Source organism: Sphingomonas sp. 28-62-20 (assembly GCF_002281505.1).
Genome location: NZ_NCGH01000027.1, coordinates 1 through 23,849 on the forward strand (window position 1 = coordinate 1; position 23,849 = coordinate 23,849).

General features: G+C 62.8%; 22 protein-coding genes and 1 tRNA gene. 14 read left to right on the top strand and 9 right to left on the bottom strand.

All coding sequences use genetic code 11. The features are described 5' to 3' along the window. Positions 1-231: 231 nt before the first annotated feature. Complete coding sequence (locus tag B7Y43_RS17350; RefSeq protein WP_374132937.1) at positions 232-975, top strand: 16S rRNA (uracil(1498)-N(3))-methyltransferase; 744 nt, start codon at positions 232-234, stop codon at positions 973-975. A gap of 66 nt (positions 976-1,041) precedes the next feature. Continuing rightward, positions 1,042-2,415, top strand: a complete 1,374-nt coding sequence (locus tag B7Y43_RS17355; RefSeq protein WP_374132938.1) for a glutamate--cysteine ligase — start codon at positions 1,042-1,044, stop codon at positions 2,413-2,415. Here the strand turns inward: B7Y43_RS17355 and B7Y43_RS17360 are convergent. Together B7Y43_RS17360 and B7Y43_RS17365 are read right to left on the bottom strand one after the other, a co-directional pair. Then, the gene (locus B7Y43_RS17360; protein ID WP_374132939.1) at positions 2,412-2,843 is read right to left on the bottom strand and encodes a hypothetical protein; all 432 of its coding nucleotides are present in this window, start codon (positions 2,841-2,843) and stop codon (positions 2,412-2,414) included. The two genes, B7Y43_RS17355 and B7Y43_RS17360, sit on opposite strands and share 4 nt — an antisense overlap. A gap of 54 nt (positions 2,844-2,897) precedes the next feature. Beyond that, entirely contained in the window at positions 2,898-4,196 is a 1,299-nt protein-coding gene (locus B7Y43_RS17365) for an isoprenylcysteine carboxylmethyltransferase family protein (protein ID WP_374132940.1), read from the bottom strand. 343 nt (positions 4,197-4,539) lie between these two features. On the opposite strand from B7Y43_RS17365, the gene B7Y43_RS17370 reads away from it, so the two are divergent. The 9 genes from B7Y43_RS17370 to B7Y43_RS17410 all read left to right on the top strand — a co-directional run bounded on the left by B7Y43_RS17370 (position 4,540) and on the right by B7Y43_RS17410 (position 10,185). After that, positions 4,540-5,358, top strand: coding sequence for a sterol desaturase family protein (locus B7Y43_RS17370; RefSeq protein WP_374132941.1), 819 nt, complete (start codon positions 4,540-4,542; stop codon positions 5,356-5,358). 88 nt (positions 5,359-5,446) lie between these two features. Further along, positions 5,447-6,514 carry a helix-turn-helix domain-containing protein gene (locus B7Y43_RS17375; protein WP_374132942.1) on the top strand — a complete coding sequence of 356 codons (1,068 nt, stop codon included), beginning with the start codon at positions 5,447-5,449 and terminating at the stop codon, positions 6,512-6,514. Positions 6,515-6,534: 20 nt separating this feature from the next. Then, a tRNA-Gly gene (locus tag B7Y43_RS17380) sits at positions 6,535-6,608 on the top strand. 22 nt (positions 6,609-6,630) lie between these two features. After that, positions 6,631-7,260 (top strand): methylthioribulose 1-phosphate dehydratase, encoded by a 630-nt coding sequence (gene mtnB, locus B7Y43_RS17385; RefSeq protein WP_374132943.1) that lies wholly within the window; start codon positions 6,631-6,633, stop codon positions 7,258-7,260. Next, positions 7,257-7,799, top strand: coding sequence for an acireductone dioxygenase (locus B7Y43_RS17390; protein WP_374132944.1), 543 nt, complete (start codon positions 7,257-7,259; stop codon positions 7,797-7,799). The genes mtnB and B7Y43_RS17390 overlap by 4 nt, the downstream gene beginning before the upstream one ends. Before the next feature lie 3 nt (positions 7,800-7,802). After that, positions 7,803-8,435, top strand: a complete 633-nt coding sequence (gene mtnC / locus B7Y43_RS17395; protein WP_374132974.1) for an acireductone synthase — start codon at positions 7,803-7,805, stop codon at positions 8,433-8,435. Positions 8,436-8,556: 121 nt separating this feature from the next. After that, the gene (mtnA, locus tag B7Y43_RS17400) at positions 8,557-9,588 is read left to right on the top strand and encodes an S-methyl-5-thioribose-1-phosphate isomerase (RefSeq protein WP_374132945.1); all 1,032 of its coding nucleotides are present in this window, start codon (positions 8,557-8,559) and stop codon (positions 9,586-9,588) included. 107 nt (positions 9,589-9,695) lie between these two features. Further along, positions 9,696-9,977 (top strand): BrnT family toxin, encoded by a 282-nt coding sequence (locus tag B7Y43_RS17405; RefSeq protein ID WP_374132946.1) that lies wholly within the window; start codon positions 9,696-9,698, stop codon positions 9,975-9,977. After that, positions 9,928-10,185 carry a BrnA antitoxin family protein gene (locus B7Y43_RS17410; RefSeq protein WP_374132947.1) on the top strand — a complete coding sequence of 86 codons (258 nt, stop codon included), beginning with the start codon at positions 9,928-9,930 and terminating at the stop codon, positions 10,183-10,185. The genes B7Y43_RS17405 and B7Y43_RS17410 overlap by 50 nt, the downstream gene beginning before the upstream one ends. Before the next feature lie 14 nt (positions 10,186-10,199). Here the strand turns inward: B7Y43_RS17410 and B7Y43_RS17415 are convergent, their stop codons facing one another. Beyond that, a complete protein-coding gene (locus tag B7Y43_RS17415) occupies positions 10,200-11,342 on the bottom strand; it encodes a pyridoxal phosphate-dependent aminotransferase (protein ID WP_374132948.1) in 1,143 nt (380 codons plus the stop codon). A 180-nt stretch (positions 11,343-11,522) separates the two neighbouring features. Between B7Y43_RS17415 and B7Y43_RS17420 the strand changes: the two genes are divergently transcribed. Continuing rightward, on the top strand, positions 11,523-12,230 hold the full coding sequence (locus tag B7Y43_RS17420; protein WP_374132949.1) for a L,D-transpeptidase family protein: 708 nt from the start codon (positions 11,523-11,525) through the stop codon (positions 12,228-12,230). Positions 12,231-12,275: 45 nt separating this feature from the next. On the opposite strand, the gene B7Y43_RS17425 is transcribed toward B7Y43_RS17420, so the two are convergent. Beyond that, complete coding sequence (locus B7Y43_RS17425) at positions 12,276-12,836, bottom strand: YkgJ family cysteine cluster protein (RefSeq protein WP_374132950.1); 561 nt, start codon at positions 12,834-12,836, stop codon at positions 12,276-12,278. A gap of 57 nt (positions 12,837-12,893) precedes the next feature. Further along, the gene (locus tag B7Y43_RS17430) at positions 12,894-13,214 is read right to left on the bottom strand and encodes a hypothetical protein (protein WP_374132951.1); all 321 of its coding nucleotides are present in this window, start codon (positions 13,212-13,214) and stop codon (positions 12,894-12,896) included. Positions 13,215-13,397: 183 nt separating this feature from the next. Here B7Y43_RS17430 and B7Y43_RS17435 point away from each other — a divergent pair, with 183 nt between their 5' ends. After that, entirely contained in the window at positions 13,398-13,736 is a 339-nt protein-coding gene (locus B7Y43_RS17435; protein ID WP_374132952.1) for a hypothetical protein, read from the top strand. 207 nt (positions 13,737-13,943) lie between these two features. On the opposite strand, the gene B7Y43_RS17440 is transcribed toward B7Y43_RS17435, so the two are convergent. The 4 genes from B7Y43_RS17440 to B7Y43_RS17455 all read right to left on the bottom strand — a co-directional run bounded on the left by B7Y43_RS17440 (position 13,944) and on the right by B7Y43_RS17455 (position 20,093). Continuing rightward, positions 13,944-17,312 carry a glycosyltransferase gene (locus B7Y43_RS17440; RefSeq protein WP_374132953.1) on the bottom strand — a complete coding sequence of 1,123 codons (3,369 nt, stop codon included), beginning with the start codon at positions 17,310-17,312 and terminating at the stop codon, positions 13,944-13,946. Between the two features lie 203 nt (positions 17,313-17,515). Continuing rightward, positions 17,516-18,532: a DUF2891 domain-containing protein gene (locus B7Y43_RS17445; protein ID WP_374132954.1), complete on the bottom strand. Its 1,017-nt coding sequence runs from the start codon at positions 18,530-18,532 to the stop codon at positions 17,516-17,518. Continuing rightward, positions 18,529-19,437 (bottom strand): DUF979 domain-containing protein, encoded by a 909-nt coding sequence (locus tag B7Y43_RS17450; protein WP_374132955.1) that lies wholly within the window; start codon positions 19,435-19,437, stop codon positions 18,529-18,531. Before B7Y43_RS17450 ends, B7Y43_RS17445 begins: the two co-directional genes overlap by 4 nt. Continuing rightward, the gene (locus B7Y43_RS17455; RefSeq protein ID WP_374132956.1) at positions 19,434-20,093 is read right to left on the bottom strand and encodes a DUF969 domain-containing protein; all 660 of its coding nucleotides are present in this window, start codon (positions 20,091-20,093) and stop codon (positions 19,434-19,436) included. The genes B7Y43_RS17450 and B7Y43_RS17455 overlap by 4 nt, the downstream gene beginning before the upstream one ends. 155 nt (positions 20,094-20,248) lie before the next feature. Here B7Y43_RS17455 and B7Y43_RS17460 point away from each other — a divergent pair, with 155 nt between their 5' ends. Then, complete coding sequence (locus tag B7Y43_RS17460) at positions 20,249-23,815, top strand: hydantoinase B/oxoprolinase family protein (RefSeq protein WP_374132957.1); 3,567 nt, start codon at positions 20,249-20,251, stop codon at positions 23,813-23,815. Positions 23,816-23,849 lie beyond the last annotated feature (34 nt).

Genomic DNA, 23,849 nt, shown 5'->3' on the forward strand with positions numbered 1-23,849 from the left:
AATAACCTCACTACGCAACTCAGCCGCCAATTGCGGCAACTGCTCCGGTGAAAGCTTCCGCAAATCCGAAGGCGTGGTCACAGTGTCCAAAAGCGGGGTAGCGGGCAAAGACATGCAAAAATGAATCCCTTATTCGATCCGCCGTCCTAGTCGATTGGTGGGAAAAGGTGAACAGGCGGATTTTTCGTGCTGCCGGTGACGACACCGGCCTTATCAGCTATCCGATTCGCTATGCCCGCCACACCCGCCTGGCCCCCTCAATCGACACCGCGGCTCTTCGTGGCGACGCCCATCGTCGCCGGTTCAATCCGCGTTGAGGGGCCACAAGCGCATTACTTAATGGCGGTGATGCGGACCAAACATGGCGATCCTGTGAAATTGTTCGACGGCACCAGCGGCGAATGGCTGGGGATCGTCGAATCGCTGGGGAAGCGCGACTTGACGCTGAACGTCACCGAAAAGCTGCGCGAATGCGAAATTGTCCCCGATTTATGGCTCTGTGCTGCGCCGCTGAAAAAGGGGCGGATCGACTGGCTGGTCGAAAAAGCCTGCGAATTAGGGGTCGATCGGGTGATGCCGGTGCTGACGCGGCGGACGGTGGTCGATCGACTGAACCTTGATCGCTTGCGCGCCCACATGATCGAAGCGGCCGAACAATGCGGCCGCACCGCGCTGCCGAGCCTGACCGACCCGATCAAGCTGCCTGCCCTGTTGCGCGACTGGCCTGACAATCGCATGCTGTTTTTTGCGGACGAAGCCGGTGGGCAGCCCGCCTTGGACGCGATGCGATCGCACCCCGGACCGGCCGGCATCTTGATCGGCCCCGAAGGCGGCTTTGACGATAGCGAACGCGATCTGATCCGCGCCCACCCCGCCGCGATCGGTATGTCGCTAGGGCCCCGCATCCTGCGCGCCGACACGGCAGCAGCAGCAGCAGTCGCTATTTGGATGACCACGGCGGGCGACTGGCAATAATAGGTTTCAGCAGCACAAGGCACGAGCACTAGCGTCCCGCCCCGCCCCCGGCTAAAGGCGCGATCCATGAGCACTAAGACCGTAACCAACAGCAAATCGGCGGTCATCGAACACCGCGACCAACTCATCGCGAGCTTCGCCAAGGGCGAAAAGCCGCCTGAGCGCTGGCGAATCGGCACCGAGCATGAAAAATTCGTCTATGCGCTGAACGATCATCGCGCCCCTTCCTATGACGAAGCCGGCGGCATCCGCGACCTGTTAATGGCGCTGACCGAATTTGGTTGGGAACCGGTGCTGGAAGGCGGGAAGGTCATCGCGCTGAACGGCAGCGACGGTAGCGTCAGCCTGGAACCCGCTGGGCAGTTCGAACTGTCGGGCGCGCCGCTCGATAATCTCCACCAGACCTGCGCCGAAACCGGCCGTCATCTCGAGCAGGTGCTGAAGATCGGCGAGCGCTTCGGCATCGGGTTTTTGGGGCTGGGCATGTGGCCCGACAAGACCCGCGCCGAATTGCCAATCATGCCCAAGGGCCGCTATGCGATCATGCTGCGCCACATGCCACGCGTTGGCAGCATGGGCCTCGACATGATGCTGCGCACCTGTACCATTCAGGTTAATTTAGACTATCAGTCTGAAGCCGATATGGTGAAAAAGTTTCGCGTCGGCCTGGCCCTGCAGCCACTTGCCACCGCGCTGTTCGCCAATTCGCCCTTTACCGAGGGCAAGCCGAACGGGATGCTTTCCTATCGCAGCCATATTTGGTCGGACACCGATCCGGCGCGCACCGGCATGCTGCCTTTCGTCTTCGAAGACGGCTTCGGCTATGACCGCTATACCGACTATGCGCTCGATGTGCCGATGTACTTCGTCTACCGCGACGGCAAGTATATCGACGCGGCGGGCCTCAGCTTTCGCGACTTTTTGAAGGGCGATCTGTCAGTCCTCCCCGGCGAATTGCCGACCACCGATGACTGGAACGATCATCTTTCGACCGCATTCCCAGAGGTGCGGCTGAAGAGCTTTCTCGAAATGCGCGGCGCCGATGGCGGGCCGTGGAACCGCATTTGCGCCTTGCCGGCCTTTTGGGTCGGGTTGCTGTATGACCAAGGCGCGCTCGATGCCGCCTGGGATCTCGTCAAGGGCTGGTCGATGGAAGAGCGCGAATTATTGCGCTCATCGGTGCCCAAGCTGGCGCTTGATGCGCCGTTGCCGGGCGGTGGCACGTTGCGCGATATCGCTGGGCAAGTGCTGGATATTTCGCATGCCGGGCTTGCTGCCCGCGCGCGCACCGATGCGGGCGGCAGCAACGAAACGGGCTTTCTCGATCCGCTGCGCGAGATCGTCCGCTCCGGCAAGGTGCCGGCGCAATTGCTGCTCGATCGCTATCACGGTGAATGGGGCGGCGATCTCAGTCGGATTTACGAGGAAATGCGCTTCTAGCTAACGCGCACCGACAACCACAGCACCGCGACCAAACCGACCGCACCAACGGCAGTGGTCGTATAGCCCGTCAACCGGCTGCGCAGCCAGCCGCTCGACATGATGCCACTGAGCAGCGCGATGATGCCCAGCAGAAACGCGACATTCATCAGCAGCAGTGTCGATTCGAGATAGGGGCGGCTGGCGATGTCGCGCGACGCGCCGGGCAGAAGGCCGACGCTGAGGATCGTCGCCGACAGCGCCGAGACGATGAAGCAAACCGCGGCGGTGACAAAGGTGCCGATCGTGGCTTCCATCAGCCGCGACCGGGTGTTGGCGAAAATCAACAGTCCCAGGAATGCCACGGCGACGCCCCCAAAAAAGGCGCTGATCGAACCGATTTGCGTGGCGAAGACACTCATCGCCTGCTGTGCTTCGCTTTGCATCATGCCCCCCGACACCGGATCGCGAACCTAGGCAGCGATCAGCGCGGGAGCAAGATGTCAGCCGACTGGCTTTTGGCCGAAGACCCAAGCGAAGAAGCGCGGCACCGGGCCGTTGCGCGCCATCCAGTCCGAATAGGCCTGATAATCAGGATCGTCGCGGAGGTGCTTCTCCTCGGTCCGGGCGCGCCAGTAATAAATGCCCGACACCACCGCCAGCAGCAACGTCGCGCGCGCAGCATCGACGAGCGAACCGGTGCTGAGAAACGGCACAGTGGCGATCCACCAGAACAGGTTTTTGGAGAGATAAGCGGGGTGCCGCGACCAGGCATAGGGCCCGTGCGTCAAAATCCCGCGGTGCGTGAGGTTCGAAAAGCGCAGGCCAAAGGCAACCGTCGCCCAGGCATAAATCGCCGTCAGCCCGACCAGGACCACGCCGGTAATCGCCAGCAATACGGGTTGGTTGGCATACCAATGCGTCCAGTCTGCGGTGCCGGGATGGTAATCAAGCACGCCGCCATTGGCCATTAGTGAAAAGGGCGGGTAGCAGATCAGCGCCGCCATCCATGCTTCGGCATGGGGATTGGCGCTGCGGATATGCGCGTCGAGCGGGCGCATCGTCAGCGCATAGCCGACGGTCGCAAAGGCGACGTCGATCACAAACATCAGCGTGATCAGCCAATTGGCCAGCGCGATTGGATCGTGCAGCACCTGTTGCCAATCGGCGCGGATGAAATTGCCAAAGCCCGGCGGGACGATCGCCAGCATGAACGCAAAGAAGAACGCCTTGACCGCCCAGCTGCGCAGATGCGCGAAGATCATCTGCGGATCGGCCTCGCCCGTTCCCATCAGCCAGCTGCCCAGCGCCCAGGCACCATCCTTTGGCGCAACCAATTTGCGATCGAGCCAGATCACATAGGGAATCGAGCCGATAAACAGAATTGGCGCTGCTGCCCCCAGCATGTTCATTGCAAAGGGGTAGTCCGCCCATTGCCGGTCCCAATAGAAGCGCGCGGTGCCATAAATCAGCGCAATGCCAGCCCAGGTCGCCCATAATCCGGCAAGTTTAGTGAGGCTGATGTCGAGCGTTTCGCGCCAGCTGGTGGTGCGTGACCAATCGATGCCGGTCGTCGGGCGGCGATGCACCTTATCGACACATACCGACCACAAAATCATCGGCAAGCCGCAGGCCGCGACATTGACGAGCGCCGAATAGGGCCCATCGAGCCCGAACCAGCGGGCAACAACCACCCAGGCAAGCAAGCCTGCCAATCCGGCCATGCCAACCCCGGTGCTGACGGCGGATGCCGGTCGCGGATCGGTTGCCACCGCGCGCGCCAAAGAAGGATCGTGCAACATCGCTGCGGTGATAGCGCAGCAATGGTAAGCAAGCCGTGAAGCATCGCGCCCATCGGCAAGCCGCGTTCAGCCCAGGAACAACTCCGCCGCTGCATCAACAATCGCCGCTGTATCGAGCATTTCAAGCGCACGAAGCGCATCTTGCCTGGTTTCGGTCGTCTGTGTTGTCTTGGCCATGTGTTCACCGCGCCTGATCAGGCTCCCAACAGCCAGTTGCGCGCGATTCCGTCAAGCCGCTGGCCAATCACTGGGCATTTTTCAAATTTGATCAGCCAGAATCGAACGATGCGCGGATTCAGCGCCCGGCGCGACCGATAGCCGTCCGGTCATCGGAGCATTCGCAATGAACCCCAAATCCTTGATCGACGTCGTCGTCGATGATTTACGCTATTATCTGCCCTACGAACTTGGCCGCTATTTTATCGCGGCGAGCGTGCTGGCGGGCATCATCTGGGTGCTGCGGCGAACCCGTTTCAAGTCGCGCCAGATTCAGCCGCGCACCGCAACCCGCGAGGATTTTCGGCGTGAGGTCGTCTCTTCGCTGATGACCATCTTCATCTACCTGCTGGTGGCGATTCCGATCGACTGGTCAGAGCATAATGGCTGGATGACCTATGGCGGCGACGGTCACCCCTTTGCTTATAATCTGATGATGTTCGCCCTGATCGTGCTGGGGCATGATGCCTATTTCTACTGGACCCACCGGGCGATGCACACCCGGCTGTTGTTCAAGACATTCCATCGGCATCATCACTTGTCGACCACCCCGACGCCGTGGACCGCCTATAGCTTTGCGCTGCCCGAAGCGCTGGTGAACGCGATGTTTTTCCCCTTTTGGCTTATTCTTGTGCCGACCCCGGGAATCGTCACCTTCAGCTTTTTGACGGTGCAGATCATCCGCAACGTCACCGCCCATGCCGGGCTAGAGCTGCACCCGCGTTGGTGGCTGTCAACGCCCCTGACCAGTTGGATCAGCGCGACGACGCATCACGATCTGCATCATAGCGGCGGGTTCAACCATAATTACGGTTTCTGGTTCACCTTTTGGGACCGGCTGATGGGGACCGAGCACCCCCGTTACCGCGAAACCTTCGCGCGGGTGACTGCGCGTCCCGACGCAACCGAATCACAGGGCCTTCTGTCAACACCATCCGGCCTGTGATTGCCTGGGCGGGGCGCCAACATGGCTGCCCCGCCCCTTTTTTGATGACTGGCTTGCGCCCATGACGGGGCTCTGACAGCAGCAGCCAATGAGCTTTTCTGAACTCGATCTTGTTGCACGCGGCGGGGCGCTTTCGCTTTTGGCGCTGATCACGGCATTGCTGCTGCGCGATCACCGCCACACCGTGCCAGCGCGGATGGCCAGCGCGCTGATTTTCGGCGTCGCCTGCAGCGTGATCGCTGAAGCGCATGGCCTGACCACTTTTGATCAGCCATTCAGCGCGGTGCTGTTGATCGGCGAAGCATCAATCTCCGGCTTTTTCTGGTTGTTCGTCCGCAGCTGGTTCAACGATGAAGCGCGCTTTGGCTGGGCAAGCTGGTCGCTGGTCGGCTTAACGCTGGTCCTGTCGCTCGCCAATTTCGCGCTATGGACACCCGAACGCGGCAATTTCTGGCCGACCGACCTGCCGATGCGCGCGCTGTGGCTGGGGCTGGCTCTGGCGGGACTATGGGTCGCCTGGCAGGGGCGCGAGAATGATCTTGTCGAAGCGCGGCGGCGGGTCCGTATCGGCTTTGTCTGGGCAACCGGCAGCGCGGTCGTTGGCATCAACCTGATCTATGCAGCCAATAATCTGACATCGATCGAACGGACCGCCCCCGCAATGTCATTGGCGATCAGCCTGGTCACTCTGGCGGTTACCGGCGGCATTTGCGCCGCAGTGCTTGGTTTCAGACGAAGCGACATCTTTCTAAGCCGCCAACCACCGGCACGGAACGATCCCCCGGCCGACGACAGCGCCAGCGCCCTGCTTGCCAATCGCGTCCAGGCGCATGTTGCCGAGCAGCGGGCGTATCGCGACGAGACATTGACGATCGCAGCGCTCGCCGCGCAGCTGGGGGAGCCCGAATATCGCCTGCGCCGGGCGATCAACGGACGCCTTGGCCATCGCAACTTTGCCGCTTTCTTGAACGGCTATCGGCTCGCCGAGGTCAAAGCCGCGCTGAGCGACCCAGCCCAGCGAGATGTGCCGATCCTGACGATCGCGCTCGATGCCGGATTCGGTTCGCTCGCCACCTTTAATCGCGCCTTTCGCGACAGCGAGGCGACCACCCCGAGCGCTTATCGCGCCGCTGCGCTTGCGCCGCCGCGCGCTTGACAGTAATCGAACCGTCCAATGCGGGTATAGTACAATGGTAGTACAGCAGCCTTCCAAGCTGAATACACGGGTTCGATTCCCGTTACCCGCTCCATTTCCCCTGCCCGAGTGACCCCATGACAACACCGACCCTGGCCGAGGCGAAGACGCAGATCATCGCCGCAGGGCGATGGCTGGATAGCAAGGGCTGGGCCCCTGCCACGGCGGGCAATTATTCGATGCGGCTCGCCGATGGCCGGTTCGCGATCACCGTTTCGGGTTGGCACAAGGGGCGGCTGACTGATTTTGGCGTGATGACGGTTGATGCTGAAGGGCGCTCGCTCGATGGCAAGAAACCGTCCGCCGAAACCGCGCTGCATATGGCGCTCTATGCGCGTTTCCCGCACGTGAATGCGGTGCTGCACAGCCATTCGCCTGAGGCTGTCGGGATGAGCCGCGCCTATGCCGACGCCGCCAGCTACATGCTTGCGGGGCATGAAATGCTGAAGGTGCTGCCGGGCTTCACCACGCACGAGGCGCAATTCGACCTGCCGATCGTCGACAATAGCCAGGACATGGCGGACATCATCGCCGCGCTGGAACCCTCCATGCTGGCCGAATCGCCACCGCCGGCCTATCTTATCCGCAGCCACGGCCTGTATGGCTGGGGCAAGGACATGGCCGAGGCGGAACGCGTGATCGAGGGCGTCGAATGGATGATCGCCGCCGAACTCGCCGAAGCCCGTTTCAGAGAGAGCATGAAATGAGCCATTTGCAGATTTTCGACGAGACTGACGGCACCAATGCGCTGCTCGAAACCGCCGATGCGGCCCTGATCGCGACCGAGCTTAGCCATATCGGCGTACGATTCGAACGCTGGCCAACCCGCGCCGTGGCAAGCGCCGAGGATGTCCTGATCGCCTATGCGCCCGAAATCGACCAGCTGGTGGCCGCCGATGGCTATCAATCGATCGACGTGATGGCCGTCGCCCCCAATCACCCCGATCGCGCGACGATCCGCACCAAGTTTCTGTCCGAACACACCCATGCCGAGGACGAGATTCGCTTTTTCGTTGAGGGCGAGGGGCTGTTCACGCTCCACCATCAGGGCCGGGTGTTCAACATGCTGTGTACCAAGGGTGACCTGATTTCGGTACCCGCCGGCATGCGCCACTGGTTTGATATGGGCGAAAACCCGCACTTCAGTGTGATCCGGCTGTTCCTCAATCCCGATGGCTGGATCGCCACGCTTACCGGCGACGACATCGCCGATCGCTTCCCGCGTCACGAACCGGTCGCCGCCTGAGTGATCAGCGCGATCGTTACCGATATCGAGGGAACGACCTCGTCAATCTCCTTCGTGGCAGACGTCCTGTTCCCCTATGCGCGCGCGCGGCTGGGCAGCTATTGCGCGGCGCACCCTGAGCAGGTTGCGTCGATCCTGGCCGAGGTTGAAGCGATCGAGCCCGGCGACCCGATTGAGACGATGACGCGGTGGATTGATGAGGATCGCAAGATCACTCCGCTGAAAACGCTGCAGGGGATGATCTGGGACGCGGGGTTTAAGGGCGGGGCGTTCAAGGGGCATGTCTATCCCGATGCGGTCGCGGCACTGCAACGCTGGCACGCCGCAGGCTTGAAGCTCTATGTGTTTTCGAGCGGATCGGTCGCCGCGCAAAAGCTGATCTTCGGCTTTAGCGAGGCGGGCGATTTAATGCCGCTCTTCTCCGGCTATTTCGACACGACAACGGGGCCGAAGCGCGAGGCCGTGGCCTATACGCGCATTGCCGACGCGATCGGGTTGCTAGCGGGTGAGATATTGTTCCTGTCCGATGTGTCAGCGGAAACCGATGCGGCCAAGGCGGCGGGCATGCAGGCGCTGCTGATCGATCGGGGCGGCGGGCCAGCGGATATTGCAAGCTTCGACGAGATAAACCTCTAACCAACCCCTCCCCGTTCGGGCTGAGCGAAGTCGAAGCCCTGCCTTTTTTTCCTAGGTCGACAGAAAAGGCAGCCCTTCGACAGGCTCAGGGCAAACGGGATTTTTGCGAGGCAGTAGAAACGTGAAACTCAACGGCATCCACACCCGATCGATCCGTCGCACCGATGACGGCAAAGGCGCGACGATCCTCGATCAGCGCGATCTGCCGTGGAAGATCACCTGGGTTGAACTGCGCGATGCGGCCACCGCCGAGCGAGCGATCCGCGAAATGTGGACGCGCGGCGCACCGCTGATCGGCGCAACGGCGGCTTACGGGCTGGCGCTGGCGCTGGCCGAAGATGCGTCGGACGCGGGGCTTGAGGCGGCGCACAAGTTTCTGCTCGAAGCACGGCCAACGGCGGTCAATTTGCGCTGGGCATTGGATGATGTCGCGGCGCATGTCCGCCCGCTCGCTCCCGAAGCGCGCGCCGAGGCCGCCTTCACCCGCGCCGACCAGATTGCCGACGAAGACGCTGCAATGAGCGAGGCAATCGGCGCGCACGGCCTTGCCATTTTGCGCGATCTGCACGCGCAACACCCCGATCGCCCACTCAATATCCTGACGCATTGCAATGCGGGCTGGCTGGCGACGGTCGATTACGGCACCGCGACCGCGCCGATCTATGTCGCACACGACGCGGGCATTCCGGTGCATGTCTGGGTCGACGAGACGCGCCCGCGCAACCAGGGCGCGCTGCTCACCGCGTTCGAACTCGCCAGCCACGGCGTGCCGCACACCGTGATCGTCGACAATGCCGGCGGCCATCTGATGATGAACGGCCAGGTCGATATGGTGATCGTCGGCACTGATCGGGTCGCGGCGAATGGTGACGTCTGCAACAAGATCGGCACCTATCTCAAGGCGCTCGCCGCCAAGGACAATAACATCCCCTTTTACGTGGCGCTGCCGAGCACGACCTTCGACGCGACCACCCCCACTGGCGCCGACGTGCCGATCGAGGAACGATCGGGCGAGGAAGTGACGCATGTCCAGGGCGAAGGCGGCGCGATCCGCGTGACGGCATCGGGCGCGGCAAACCCGGCGTTCGATGTGACGCCTGCCCGGCTGGTGACGGGGTATATTACGGAAAAGGGCGTGAGCGCGACGATTTAACGAAAGCTTGGCTTGTAGCGATTCCGGTTGCAACCGCCAATTTACGTGCTACATAAATTGAAGGCCATCGGATCTGACTTTGAAATGTGTTTCGGAGTTTGATGGCAATGAAGATAGAATACGACCCAGTTAAACGACAACGGACGCTCAACGACAGAGGCTTAGATTTCGAGGCTATCGCCGAAGTTTTTGGGGGCTTCTATCTGAGCCGGACGGACGACCGTCGGGACTATGGTGAAACCCGATACGTCGTTCTCGGCGCGTTGGAAGGTCAGCCGGTCGTCTGTGTCTGGACACCTAGGGGTGACGCCGTTCGCGTTATCTCGATTAGAATGGCGGATGATGACGAACGCGAAATCTATCGACGAGAACTGGAGCGATCCCGATGATGCGCCGAAGCTCGATCAGGATTGGGCGGATGGTGCCGACGCCTTTGAGGGCGAGACATTGGTCAGGCGAGGCCGCCCTAAACTGGACCGGACCAAGCAGCATGTGTCGCTACGCCTCGATCAGGACGTAATCGACAGTTTCAAGGCAGCCGGACCCGGCTGGCAATCGCGCATCAATGAGGCGCTACGAGCGGCCGCACGGCTCTAGCAGCCTCCGCTTCCTCAAGGTCGCCGCGCCATCCGCTCCAAAGCACCGTCGATGGTCTCGTCCGCCTTCGCAAAGCACAGCCGCACGACGTTGGTCACCGCGTCCTGCGCATAGAAGGCGCTGACCGGGATGGCTGCGACGCCTGCCTCCTCGACCAGCCATTCGCAAAACGCTAAGTCGCCCATCGTAATGCCGCTGGCTGCCAAGTCGATCGACAGGAAATAGGTCGCCGCGCTCGGCAGCACTTTATAGCCCAGCCCCGTCAGCCCCGTCGCGAGCCGGTCGCGCGAACGCTGAAACCCCGCACGCATGCCGGTGAAATAGGCCATGTCCTTGCCCAGCCCGTAAGCCGCGGCGGCCTGCAGATTGGGCGGTGTGGTGAAGGTCAGGAACTGGTGCGCTTTCGCAATCCCCTGCGACAGCGCAGGCGCGGCGCAGAGCCAGCCGACCTTCCAACCGGTGAGCGAAAAAATCTTGCCCGCAGACCCGATCTTCACCGTGCGGTCGCGCATACCCGGCAGCGTCATCAGCGACACATGTTCGCGCCCGTCGAACACGACATGCTCCCAAACCTCGTCGCAGATCGCGATGACGTCGTGCGAAACGCAGAAATCGGCGAGCAACGCGAGCTCCTCTGGCGTTGCCATCGTCGCGGTGGGGTTGAGCGGGGTGTTGAGGATGATCAGCTTGGTACGCGGGCTGACGACCTTGGCGAGCGCCGCCGCCGTAATCTTCCACTCGGGTGGTTCGAGCCGCACCAGCCGCGCGGTGCCGCCCGCGCGCTGCACCAGCGGCAGATAGGCGTCGTAGAGCGGCTGGAACATCACCACTTCGTCGCCCGGCGACACCAGCGCGAGGATTGACGCCGCCAGTGCCTCGGTCGCGCCCGAAGTGACGATCACTTCGCTCGCATCGAGATCGAGCCCCTGATGCGCGGCATAATGATCCGTCACCGCCAGGCGAAGCGCTGGCGTGCCCGCCATCGGCGGATATTGGTTCGACTCGCCGAGCAGCGCCCGCGCGGCTTCTGCCAGCACATCCTCCGGCCCGCGCCCATCGGGGAAGCCCTGCCCCAGATTGATCGCGCCATTGGCCCGCGCGCGCGCCGACATGGCTTCAAAAATGGTGGTGCCGAGATTAGCGTAGAGCGGGTTCACACGCCGTCCTTGGGACAAAGCAGCATAAGCGTCAACGCAACCACAGCCCGCCAATCCCCCGGCAGCCTGCGGCAAATCCTGCTGGTGTCCGGAATGTTAACAAGGGAGCCCAGTGTCCGGCGATGGAACGCGCCAAATGTCGGGCTTGTCCTAGCCCCAAGTTTCGGTACCCAAAGCGGGATGAAGCAGGCAAGACTTGGTGGCCAGGTAAAGGGGATGATCCTCCTCGCGCTGGTGCTGGTGGGCGCGTTTATTGCCCTGGCGAATGGCGCACTGACATCACCGGCCACGGCGTCCCGCGTGCCTTTGGCAGCGATCAGCCCCAGCGACCGTGATGGATCGAAGCCTAAACCATCCCCCGCAGAGGCAACCGCCACGCCGCCAGCTTCACCGTCGCCAGATGCTGTTACCGCTTCGCCCACCGCTTATTTGATCAAGCATATCCTGCCGATCGAAGGCCCGCTGCACATGGGCGACCATTACTGGGACGAACGCGGCGCGCCAGATGGGCCCATGATGATCACGGTTGATCTCGCCGCCCAGACGATATCGGTGTTTCGCGGCGGGTATGAGATCGGCACGGCGGCGATCCTATACGGTGCCGACGACAAACCGACCCCCTTGGGTGTGTTTGCGATCACCGAAAAAGATGCGGATCATGTCTCCAATCTTTATGATGCGCCAATGCCCTATATGCTGCGGATGACCAATGATGGCATCAGCATCCACGGCACGTCCGTTGCAGACGGATACATGACGCATGGCTGCATTGGGGTGCCGACGCCATTTGCGCGCCAGCTCTTTGGGGCCGTGAAGCTGGGCGATCGCGTGGTCGTCACGCGCGGCAAGTTGCTGGCCGTCGGCGACATGGTCGATGCGGTGCTCTAGCATGTTCGCAGGGTGACACCGACGCCCACACACGCGCCATAACGCCTAGCCATTTGGTGCAAATACACCATAGCGCTCGCGCCACGCCGCCACTTCATCCTGCAGATGTTCAGGGGCAAGATCTCCCGACAGGACAAGGCTGGCCACGTCGTTGTCGGGATGCATCAACATCTTCTTTGACCCATCGCTGAACCACACCGGGACCAGCCGATCGCACAGACTGTCGAGCACGGCGGCAGCCATGCCATTCTCTATCGCGTCGCTGCCAGCAAGTGCGCGGACGTTGATCGAGACGCCTTCGAAGCAGTTCTGCGGCGCTTGAACGAAATTGATTGAGACGAGAAGGCCGGATCGATCGGGCCGGGCAGCATCGGGCATAGTCGCGACGCGTCGCCAGGCGCAGAACCATGTCCGGCAAATGCCAGGACGGACGTCATGGATACCGCACCCGCCGGCACGGAGATTGACGCAAGGCGTTCCCGCAGGTTTTGAGAATTCGGGCGTATTTACTGTCAGCACCGTGCAGCACGCCGTGCAATCGCCGCACGTGCGATCGGCCAGGACCGGTCCCAGCAACATGGTCTCCACGTCCGTGTCGGTGCGCATCCGCGTTGGGTGCCTCTACACTGATTGAAAAACAAGGGCCTGGCGCGAAGCCACGCCTCAGCGCCCGTCAGCGTCTACCGTGAAGACCATCGGCTTGCCGCGCGACAGTGGCTCCCACCCCGCCTGCAACGCCGCGCGCACGCCGCGACAAACAGTGGCGTCGTCAAGCTGAAGACGCCCGCGCTGCAACCCCTTTAACAGGCGCTTGGGCGGGGGAAATTCCAGCACCGCCGCGCGCTGGGTATCCTGTTGCAGCAGCGCGACGGTCATGCCTTTCCACCCATCGTCATCGGACCATTGCGGCTCGCGTTGCAGGTGCCAATCATATTTGACACCATCGACGTCGACGGTGCCGGTGTTGCTTCGAGCGTTTGACATAATGGCATCTGTAGCATGCAGATCGGCCCAAGCCACGCGTTGACCGTTGACGTGGGTGCGCGGTGCCACGACCGGGCGAGACGGGCCATGTCGGCACGACCTGGTATCTCCCCGGTGCTCGTGTAGGGATGACCACCGCGCTGTCCGCTTTGGGCAGCGCGCGCACGGACTGCAGACAGGCGCATGGCACGCAAACATTCGAAACATGGCCCCTATGAAGACCCGCAGCCCAAGGACGAGGCGCCGGTAGAGGCGGTACCGTGCTGGCTATGTGGTCGGCCCACGGGCGAGACCATCGTCTGGCACCATCCCGTGCCAAAGAGCCGGGGTGGTCGCGACGTCGTGCCCATGCACCCGATTTGCCAGCAAACGGTGATCGCCAATTTTACAAATTCGGAACTCGAGCGTTACGGGTTGGATGTGGACGCGTTGCTGGCCAATCCTGCCATCCGCAAATTTGTCGATTGGGTCGCAAAGAAGGACCCGGATTTCACGGCGACGATCACAAAGAAACAACGCTGACCGGCGTCCACCCGCCAGCTTGCCCCAGCTCGCCGCTATTTAGAGCGTGATGACGTTAGGTCGCTTCAACCTCAGACCCGTTCGGCCCCGGATCAGGTCCGGGGGAAGTCGAAGCCCACGCGATCCGCATGCCCTTCGACTTCGCTCAGGGCGAACGGCGTACGGGTTGATCCAATCCAAAGTCATCAGACTCTAGTCGCCACTTGCTCAAATTGATTTCACGCGCCGGAAGAACAACCGCTGACGGCGGATGCCGAACTGCCCCCGGCGCTTTGGCCTGCCCCACCGCACCGAAGGACCACGCAGCGCCGCCATGATCGCGCGGATGACCGCCCAGTACATCAACTGGCGATAGACGAGCCGCTGGGCGATCAGCAACAAGACCGGACAGCGTTCGCGACGCGGCTCCATCGCATAGGCCGCATAGCCACACAGCGCGTCGATAATCGTGAAGCCAAACCAGTAGAGCGCCAAGACGGCCACCTCCACGCGCACTTCGCCAGCGCCATGCTGGAGCCATTGGACGAGCGCGGAGGTGATGTTGAAGACAAGCAGCAGGTCAATCAGCGGCGCGATCAGGGCAAATCCGATCTGCAGGACCCACGCCTGGGGAATGCCGATCAGGGCCAAGCCAATTGGCTTGAAGGTCCACAGGATTGACCGGTGCTTCCACAGGCATTGCAGCGTCCCGAATGCCCATCGAAACCGCTGGCGGGCCAACAGACCAAAGCTTTCGGGTACCTCCGTCCAGGCCATGGCGGATGGATCATAGATCACTTTCCATCCGTTGCGCTGGATCCGGATCGTCAGGTCCTGATCCTCAGCCATCGTGTCTTCGGGATAGCCTGGCACCAGGGCCGCGCGCCGGAACGCCCCCACGGCGCCGGGGACAACAGTGATGCTGTTGACCGCCGCCAACGCCCGCCGCTCCAGATTCTGCGACGTGACATATTCGATCGCCTGCCAGCGCGTGATCAGATTGACCCGATTGGCAACCTTCACATTTCCCGCAACCGCGCCAATCCGCGGGTCGGCGAACCAGCGTGCAAGTCGAGCGATGGTATCCGTGCCAAACAAGGTGTCGGCATCATGCGCGATCAACACTTCGCCACGCGCCAGGCCGATGGCATGGTTGAGCGCCTTTGCTTTGCCCCCATTGGGCAAGGAGATCAGCTGAACCCGAGGATCGTCGCCAAAGGCGGCCCGGACAATCGCTGCAGTGGCATCGGTCGATCCGTCATCGACGACAAAAACCTCAATATGCGCGTCGCGGTTGGCCAGCACCTGCCGCACCGCCGCTTCGATGACGCGTTCTTCGTTAAAGGCCGGAATGATCACCGTCACCAGCAGCGATGGATCGATCGGCGGCCGCGCTTGGTGGCGGCTATGGTCATATTGCAGAAAGGCAAGGCTGGTCATGATCAGGGCGCGCGCCATGCCAATCAGGATCGCGGCGAGGAATATCCAGGTCAGTGCCTGGCCCAATGCCGACAACAGCATAAACAGCCCGGTATCGGCCTGCACCGCGATCATCTCCCCAGAAACGACCGGAGGCATCGTATTTTCGCGGCTTAACCGGGCCAGTGTCGCCACACTGACGAACTGAAACCCACGCGCGCGGAGTTCATCGATGATTTTGGGCAGCGCCGATATGGTCTGGCGCCGATCGCCGCCGCCATCATGCAGCAGGATGATTTGACGGGTCTCGTCGCCCGAACGGTCCTCGACTTGCGCAATGACCGATTGAACGATCTCGTCAGCCGACTGCGTCTGCCAGTCTTGGGGGTCAACATGGAGCCCGACATTGGTATAGCCGCTCTCCTGCGCGATCAGGGCGGCATTCAATTCGCCCGCCGTCGATGCCTCGGCATCCCCGAAATAGGGCGCGCGGAACAGCCGCATCGATCGCCCGGTATAGGCCTGGACCAGACGCTGCGTCACATTCAGCTCCAGCCGCGCCTGAACCCCCGACACATTGGCGATGTTGGGATGGGTAAAGCTGTGATTGCCGAGCTCATGGCCATCGGCAACGATCTGGTTGAGCAGCGCGCGTTGGCCGAGCGCATTTTGACCGACCACGAAAAAGGTTGCCGGCGCCTTTTTCTCTTTCAGGATGTTGAGCACCTGCGGCGTCCAGACCGGATCGGGCCCGTCGTCAAAGGTCAGCACGACATAGCTCGGATGATCGCCCGTGCGACGGATAACATAGGGCGTGGGGAGCCTGAGATAGCGTTCATCGACGATCACGCTATCGCGGTCGACGGTCAGCGCCCGGCGACCGTTCGTCGGGACCGCGGCGATATGCATGATTTCCCCCCGACCCTCGACATCGACATTGGAGGTCGATCGAAGGACAGCAATGTCGGGCGGTGTATCCCGATCCAGCGATCGCAGGACCCGCCATATCCCGCCATCCTCCGTGCCGAGGCGCCAAATGCCGATCCCCGCCGCGCCGGACGCATAGGCCGCTTTCATCTGATTCCACGCCGTCGCGGCATCCAGCAGCCAAACCGTATGCGGTTGATCATCCTCCTCATAGGCAATCACGGGATTGCCGGTGCGGGGGTCGAAGCGAATGGGTGCCATGCTGTCGCGAGCGATCAGCCAGGCTTCTTCGACAGAGATGGGCGCTGCATCGCCTTTGGTACCCCAATCATAGCCAAAATTGCCGACCGCCAAGATCAGTTTGTCCGGCGGGATGGCGGACAGTGCCCGCATCAACTGGACGGTGAACCAGCGCTGGCTGGCGATCGGCCCCGGGCCGCTGCTGGCCGAATGTTCGTCAAAAGCTTTGACGATCACCTTGTCAGCAACGCGGGCAAGCGCTGCGAGCCGCCAATCGGAACTATCTGGCGGTGCCACGACAACCACCTGCAAGTTGCGGGCTGCAAAACGGGCCTTTGCCGCCTCGATCAAGCGCAGATAATCCGGCAGCGCCGCTGGGGGCAGCTCCTCAAAATCGAACACCACCCCGGCGGCACCCAGATCGGCAAGCGGGTTGCTGATTTGATCGAGTAACGTGTTGCGGGCGCCCGCATCGGCCAGCAGCGCGGCGGCGCCGTTACCGTCCCAATCCTCCTCCACCGCATTTTGCACCATCGGGAAGAGCTCGACGGGTCGCCTGGTGCCCGCCAGCGCGGCATTGAGCCGCTCATCGGCAGCGACGTTGAGCTCGTGTCTTGGCCCCACCACAGAAATGAGCCCCGCGACGACCCAGTCCAATTGGCCACTATTCTGTGCCAGCGACGCGGCGCCGTTATCATCCCAAGGGACATAGAAGCCGACCCGGATCGGCGCCGCCGATCGAGCAACCCGAACGGGCGCCAGCATGGGCGGCGCTTGCACGGGTATCGCGCTGCCCAGATCGGGCATAGCGCCCGGCGGCAATGGCTTTGACGACCGCGGCCGGGCGTTTTGCAGCGACAGCGAGAGTGGATCGGGCTTAGGCAGATCGAAGACGGTCGCTGAAAAAATGGCGATGAGGCCAAACAGGGCGAGATAGCCAAAAATCAGGGCGCGAGTCGTCCACCGCGAACGCGTGCCGCTCGCATCGAAAAAAACCTGCCTGTTGATCAAATTAGCTCACTCAATCCGGGAATTCCGTACCTTCAGGGCAAGCAAGGATAGGGTACCCCCTCGGGATCATGGCTACAGCTTATGACGATTGTTCGATGCTGGGTCATCGAAAGCGCAGTGTGCCAAATCGGGAATGGTCCTCATTGCCCCCTTCAGCGCGGGTATTGCGCCGGGCGTTTTGAGGCGCGGCTGTGGCGCCTGACCTACACCGATGGCGGCGGCAAAAGGGCAAGCAAGGCGAAGGTCGCCAGCCAATGCGTGCCCATATAATCATCGGCGATATGCGGCAGGCTGGCGGCGATATGGTGCGTTGCCGCACGCTGCGCGATGGCGTGGACTGGATGCTGATCACCCAGCGCCGCGGCGATGATCCGCCACGCCCATGCCCGGCTGAGGTTCAATCCATCAAGATGCGCGATCTTGCCGTCGCTGCGGTCAGAAACATGAGCCGGGGTGAACAGCGTTGTTGGCTGGCCCTGTGCCAGGTGCGGAAGGAAATCGCCGAACCAGACGGTAAACTGAGAACGATTGAGCACTCGGCTCATCAAGGCCGCCTCGCTCAATGCCGATGACAGAAACTCATCCCCGCCCGGCTCCCAGGCCTGACAGCCGCGGTCATCGGCAAACCAGTCATGCGCTCGCGCCACGATCAGGTCGGCAAGCGCTGGATCATGGACGTCTGCCCATTCATGCGCGAGCAGCAGGGCAAAGGCGGTGTTGCCATGCGTGCCGGTGCGGATCGGATAGGTCAGCTTGGGCAGGAACGCCGTGAATCGCGCTGCAAAGGCGCGCGCCAGCGGTTCCAGCGCCGGCCCCCAGGGTGCCCCAAAGGAATCATCGTGCTGCATCGCCTCGCCATGCAAGGCCAGCGCCCAGGCCCAGCCATAGGGTCGTTCGAACCCAGCGCTGCCTGGCCGCGCGAGATAGGCGGTTTCGACCGCGACCTTTTGGACGGTGAGCATCGTATCGGCACGGACGCGAATATCAGCAGCGACGGGCATATCGGGGAATAGCCGCGCCAGACGCAATATCTGCCACCAGCCATGGACGCAGCTGTGCCAGTCAAAGCTGCCGTAGAAAATCGGATGCAGCGCAGACGGGGTTGCCACGTCGGCGGGGCCATTCAGCACTTGATCGAGTTTGTGCGGATATTCCTGGCCGAGATGACCAAGCGTGAGCCGGGCGAACCGATCAGCGAGTGCCGCGTCGAGGATTGTCATCGGATCACCAGCCAAAGCAGCAAAATGTTGAACACCAGCAGCGGCAACGCGGTCGGGATCTGCGCCTTGATCACGCCGCTGCGATCCTTGAGATCGAGCAAGGCGGCGGGCACGAGATTGAAGTTGGCGGCCATCGGGGTCATCAGCGTACCGCAGAACCCGGCAAGCATGCCAATCGCGGCGACGCGGGCGGGATCAGCCCCATGCGCCTGCACCAGCAGCGGCAGACCGATCGCCGCCGCCATCACGGGGAAAGCAGCAAAGGCGTTGCCCATCACCATCGTGAACAGCGCCATGCCAAGCCCATAGCCGATCACCGCACCGATCAGACTGCCCTGCGGAATGGCCTGTCCAGCGATCCCCCCGACCACCTCGCCCACGCCCGAAATAGCAAACACCGCACCCAGGCTGGCGAGCATTTGCGGCAACACCGCTGCCCAGCCGATATCGTCCATTAGCCGCAACCCTTCGCGAAATGGAGCAGCGGGGGCTGGCCTTAGCCAAGCGTAACAGGTGGCGAGCGCGAACAGCACGCCAACGGTAAGCGCGACCAGCGTCGCCTGTTTGGGATCGATGATCGACGGGATTTGCTTGAACACCAGGGTGCCGATCAGCGCGGTTACGGGCACGATCAGCGCAGGAGCGAACAGCCATGAACCGCGTGGCGGCACGGCGACGATATCGTCGGTGCGGCGGGCGCGCATCCTGCCGGAGGCAGCGACCGCGATCAGCGTGAGGACCAGTAAGCCATTACCGAGATCGCCAATGACATCGCCCAGCAACAGGCTGATCGCGAGCAGGAGATGGAACGCGGCATTGCTCCAGCGCCTGCCGCTCGCGCCAAGCACGGCAAAGGCCAGAAAGGTCGTGCCCGCGACCAAATAGACAAGATTGAGCCCGATCATGCGCGGCGTCGCTTTGCGCGGGCATCAAGCAACAACAACCGCGTACCATGGATCAACAGCGCCGCGATCGCGGTGGGGATTGCCCAGACCGACAGCTGCAGCGGTTCAACGGTGATCCCATAGCCCTGCAGCACGCCCTTCATCAGCAAGATCGACCCGATCGCGATGAAGATATCCTCGCCGAAGAACAGCCCGATATTGTCGGTGGCAGCCGATAGCGCGCGCAGTTTTTCCGGATCATGCGCGCCGGGAGCCTCGGTCTCGGCCGCGGCCTCGACCATCGGCGCGACGAGCGGGCGTACGGTCTGTGCGTGGCCAGCAATCGAAACCAGACCAAGCGCCGCCGTGAACTGGCGAAAGACGAGATAGAGCGCCAGCAATCGGCCAGGCGTGGCGCCGCGCAGCCGCCGGACCAGGGCGGCGGCGCGCGCCTGCAGCCCGTGCCGTTCGAGCAGACCGATCACGGGCAGAACGATATAGACCACGCTGACAAAGCGATTATCGTTGAACGCCTTGCCGAAGACCGCGAGGATCTTGAGCGGATCGAGCCCGGCGGCGAGCCCCGTCACCAGCGCCGACACCGCCACCACGAGCAGCGGGTTGAACCGCAGCAGGAAGCCAAGCGCGATCACCGCGATACCGGCGAGCACCAGCATTTATGAAATCGCCCCGACCTGTTCGCCCCTGCCCATCGGCCCGAGCCTAACCGGCCTTGCCCATTCAAGCCAGCGCCCTTTGCCCAGCAGACTTTGCCCCGGAGACTTTGCCCCGGAGACTTTGCATTAACCGCCAACATTGGCAAAGGGGCCCGATGGCGCACACCGGCTGGCAGTTCTGGATCGATCGCGGCGGCACCTTTACCGACATTGTCGCGCGGTTGCCCGACGGCCAGATCCGCACCGCCAAATTGCTGTCGCAGGATGCGCGCTATGACGATGCCGTAGTCGAGGGGATCACCCGGATGACGGCCGCCGCCGGGGCGACGATTGCCGATGTCGATATGGTCCGGATGGGCACGACGGTCGCCACCAACGCGCTGCTCGAACGCAAGGGCGAGCCGACGCTGCTGGCGATCACGCGCGGCTTTGGCGACGCTTTGCGGATCGGGCATCAGGCGCGGCCCGATATCTTTGCCAAGCATATCGTGCTGCCCGAACAGGCCTATGCCGCCGTGATCGAGATTGACGAACGCGTCACCGCCGAGGGGGAAGTGCTCCAGCCGCTCAACGAGGAAACGGCACGCGCAGCGCTGGCCGAGGCGTTCGCCAGCGGGCTGAACGCGCTCGCGATCGTGCTGATGCATGGGTATCGCTACACCGCGCATGAGGGGCGACTAGCCGAAATCGCCCGCGCAGTCGGCTTTACCCATGTTTCGGTCAGCCATCAGGTCACCCCATTGATCAAGCTAATCGGGCGCGGCGAAACGAGCGTGGTCGATGCCTACTTGTCGCCGGTGCTGGATCGCTATGTCAGCCGCGTTGCTGCGGCGCTGGGCGATACCGAATTGCTGTTCATGCAATCCAATGGCGGGCTGGCGAGCGCAGGCGCCTTTCGCGGCAAGGACGCGATCCTGTCGGGCCCCGCAGGCGGCATCGTCGGCATGGCGGAGACCGCGCGGCTGGCCGGGATCGATCGCGTCATCGGCTTCGACATGGGCGGCACCTCGACCGATGTCTCGCATCATGCCGGTCAGCTCGAGCGGACCGGCGAGGCGATCGTCGGGGGGCTGCGCGTCCGCGCGCCGATGCTGCAGATCGAAACGGTCGCGGCGGGCGGCGGGTCGATCTGCCGCTTCGATGGCATGCGGCTGCGCGTCGGGCCGGAATCCGCCGGGGCCAATCCGGGACCGGCCTGTTACCGGCGCGGTGGGCCGCTGACGATTACCGACTGCAATCTGTTGCTGGGGCGCCTGCAGCCCGCGCATTTTCCGTCGCTGTTCGGGCCGGGTGGCGATCAGCCGATTGACCTGGCAGTGGTGCGTGCACGGCTCACGGCACTGGCTGAAGAGGTCGGATCCACACCCGAAGCCCTCGCCGCCGGGTTCATCGACATCGCCAATGACGCAATGGCGAACGCGATCCGCACGATCTCGGTCGAGCGCGGGCATGATCTGGCGCGCTATGCACTGGCGAGTTTTGGCGGCGCCGGGGGACAGCATGCCTGCGCGATCGCCGATATCCTGGGCATCGACCGGGTGATGATCCATCCGCTTGCCGGGGTGCTCTCCGCCTTCGGCATGGGGATGGCCGCGCACCGCGTTGTGCGCGAGGCGACGATCGCCCTGCCGATCGATCGCGAGGCCGAGGTCGTGGCGGTGCTCGACCGGCTGGCTGCAGACGCGGCATCAGCGCTGGCCGAGCAGGCGGTGGCGATCGATCGCGTCGAGCGACGGCTGCGGGTGCGCTATATTGGCGCGGATTCGGCGCTGACGATCAATGCAGCGCCCTTTGCGGATTTGAGCCGACGCTTTGCCGACGCCCACGCGACGCGATTCGGCTTTTTCGATCCCGACACGCCGCTGATCATCGAAGCGGGCGAGGCCGAAGCGATTGGCCGATCGACAGCCGCGTCGGTGCAATTTGCCGCTGGTCTGGGGGAGCCAGTGGCCGAACCCATCGACCTACATATCGACGGCGCAAGGGTTGCCGCGACTCTGTTCAACCGGGCGAGTCTGCCGGTCGGCTGGTCGGCGATGGGACCGATCATCATCGTCGACGCCTCCGGCACCAGCTTTGTCGCGCCAGGCTGGCGTGCGACGATCGACGCGCAGGCCAATTTGATTCTCGACCGCGTCGTCCGCCGCGAAAATCGGGTGGCGGCGGGCACGCAGGTCGATCCGGTGCGGCTCGAGTTGTTCGCCAATCTGTTCATGAGCATCGCCGAGCAGATGGGCGTGGCGTTGCAGCAGACCGCCTGGTCAGTGAATATCAAGGAGCGGCTCGACTTTAGCTGTGCGCTGTTCGACGCGAGCGGCAAGCTGATTGCCAACGCACCGCATATGCCGGTGCATCTGGGATCGATGGGCAAGAGCATCCGCACGATCATCGCCAATCGCGGCGGGACGATGCGGCCGGGCGATGTCTATGCACTCAACGATCCCTATGACGGCGGCACGCATTTGCCCGATGTCACGATCATCATGCCGGTGTTTGTTGAAGCCGACATGCCCGCTTTCTATGTCGCCGCGCGCGGGCATCAGGCCGATATCGGCGGGACCACGCCGGGATCAATGCCCGCCGACAGCCGCCGTATCGAAGACGAAGGCGTGCTGATCAGGGATTTCCTGCTGGTCGATGGCGGACGGCTTTGCGAAGCGGAACTGCGCGCGCTGCTCGGCTCGGGCGATTGGCCGGCGCGCAACATCGACCAGAATGTCGGCGATATCCGGGCGCAGATTGCCGCCTGCGCGCGCGGCGCCGAAGCACTTCGGGCAACGGTTGCCGAGCACGGGCTGGCCGTCGTCCAGGCCTATATGGGCCATGTCCTGGCCAATGCCGAGGAGATGGTGCGTCGGCTGCTCGATCGGATCGAGGGCGGCCAGTTCAGCTATGCAATGGACAATGGCGCGGTGATCGCGGTCAGCGTCACAATCGACAAGGCAAACCGCAGCGCGATCGTCGATTTCACCGGTAGCAGCGCGCAGCGCGACGATAATTTCAACGCCCCCGCCTCAATCGCGCGCGCGGCATTGCTCTATGTCGTGCGGGTGATGGTCGATGAGCCGATCCCGCTCAACGATGGCTGCCTGGCGCCATTTGAGATCGTGCTGCCCGAACGCTCGATCCTCAACCCCGCATGGCCAGCTGCCGTCGTCGCGGGCAATGTTGAGACCAGCCAGGTCGTGACCGACGCTCTATTCGGGGCGTTCGGGGCGATGGCGGCGGCGCAGGGGACGATGAATAATTTCACCTTCGGCGATGGCACGCGGCAGTACTACGAAACGATCGCCGGGGGATCAGGCGCGGGCCCCGACTTTCCCGGAACGGCGGCGGTGCAGACGCATATGACCAACAGCCGCATCACTGACCCGGAAGTAATCGAACAACGCTTCCCGATCCTGGTCGAGCGCTTTGCGATCCGCCAAGGGTCTGGCGGGGATGGTGCGCAGCCCGGCGGCGATGGCACGATCCGCCGCCTGCGCTTTCGCGAGCCGATGACTGCCACCATCCTCGCCAATCGTCGCCGCATTGCCCCGTTCGGGCTGGCCGGTGGAGCGGATGGCGCCTGCGGTCGCAGTTCAATCGAACGCGCCGATGGCCGGGTGGAAATTCTCCCCTCGTCGGCACGCACCGACATGCTGGTGGGCGATGTTTTCGTGATCGAAACGCCGGGTGGCGGCGGCTATGGCCCGATCGATGCGCGCATCGCCGCGCGATAAGATCGCGGATTTTGGGTGCCGCCGGGTAGAACGC

What these genes read in the sequence shown, in the direction of transcription:
- B7Y43_RS17365 (WP_374132940.1), bottom strand. Translation starts at nt 4,196, where the DNA reads ATGTTGCACGATCCTTCTTTGGCGCGCGCGGTGGCAACCGATCCGCGA.
- B7Y43_RS17410 (WP_374132947.1), top strand. Translation starts at nt 9,928, where the DNA reads ATGATGACGAACGCGAAATCTATCGACGAGAACTGGAGCGATCCCGAT.
- B7Y43_RS17375 (WP_374132942.1), top strand. Translation starts at nt 5,447, where the DNA reads ATGAGCTTTTCTGAACTCGATCTTGTTGCACGCGGCGGGGCGCTTTCG.
- B7Y43_RS17405 (WP_374132946.1), top strand. Translation starts at nt 9,696, where the DNA reads ATGAAGATAGAATACGACCCAGTTAAACGACAACGGACGCTCAACGAC.
- B7Y43_RS17370 (WP_374132941.1), top strand. Translation starts at nt 4,540, where the DNA reads ATGAACCCCAAATCCTTGATCGACGTCGTCGTCGATGATTTACGCTAT.
- B7Y43_RS17450 (WP_374132955.1), bottom strand. Translation starts at nt 19,437, where the DNA reads ATGATCGGGCTCAATCTTGTCTATTTGGTCGCGGGCACGACCTTTCTG.
- B7Y43_RS17425 (WP_374132950.1), bottom strand. Translation starts at nt 12,836, where the DNA reads ATGCGCACCGACACGGACGTGGAGACCATGTTGCTGGGACCGGTCCTG.
- B7Y43_RS17390 (WP_374132944.1), top strand. Translation starts at nt 7,257, where the DNA reads ATGAGCCATTTGCAGATTTTCGACGAGACTGACGGCACCAATGCGCTG.
- B7Y43_RS17455 (WP_374132956.1), bottom strand. Translation starts at nt 20,093, where the DNA reads ATGCTGGTGCTCGCCGGTATCGCGGTGATCGCGCTTGGCTTCCTGCTG.
- B7Y43_RS17355 (WP_374132938.1), top strand. Translation starts at nt 1,042, where the DNA reads ATGAGCACTAAGACCGTAACCAACAGCAAATCGGCGGTCATCGAACAC.
- B7Y43_RS17460 (WP_374132957.1), top strand. Translation starts at nt 20,249, where the DNA reads ATGGCGCACACCGGCTGGCAGTTCTGGATCGATCGCGGCGGCACCTTT.
- B7Y43_RS17360 (WP_374132939.1), bottom strand. Translation starts at nt 2,843, where the DNA reads ATGATGCAAAGCGAAGCACAGCAGGCGATGAGTGTCTTCGCCACGCAA.
- B7Y43_RS17430 (WP_374132951.1), bottom strand. Translation starts at nt 13,214, where the DNA reads ATGTCAAACGCTCGAAGCAACACCGGCACCGTCGACGTCGATGGTGTC.
- B7Y43_RS17435 (WP_374132952.1), top strand. Translation starts at nt 13,398, where the DNA reads ATGGCACGCAAACATTCGAAACATGGCCCCTATGAAGACCCGCAGCCC.
- mtnB (WP_374132943.1), top strand. Translation starts at nt 6,631, where the DNA reads ATGACAACACCGACCCTGGCCGAGGCGAAGACGCAGATCATCGCCGCA.
- B7Y43_RS17350 (WP_374132937.1), top strand. Translation starts at nt 232, where the DNA reads ATGCCCGCCACACCCGCCTGGCCCCCTCAATCGACACCGCGGCTCTTC.
- B7Y43_RS17445 (WP_374132954.1), bottom strand. Translation starts at nt 18,532, where the DNA reads ATGACAATCCTCGACGCGGCACTCGCTGATCGGTTCGCCCGGCTCACG.
- B7Y43_RS17420 (WP_374132949.1), top strand. Translation starts at nt 11,523, where the DNA reads ATGAAGCAGGCAAGACTTGGTGGCCAGGTAAAGGGGATGATCCTCCTC.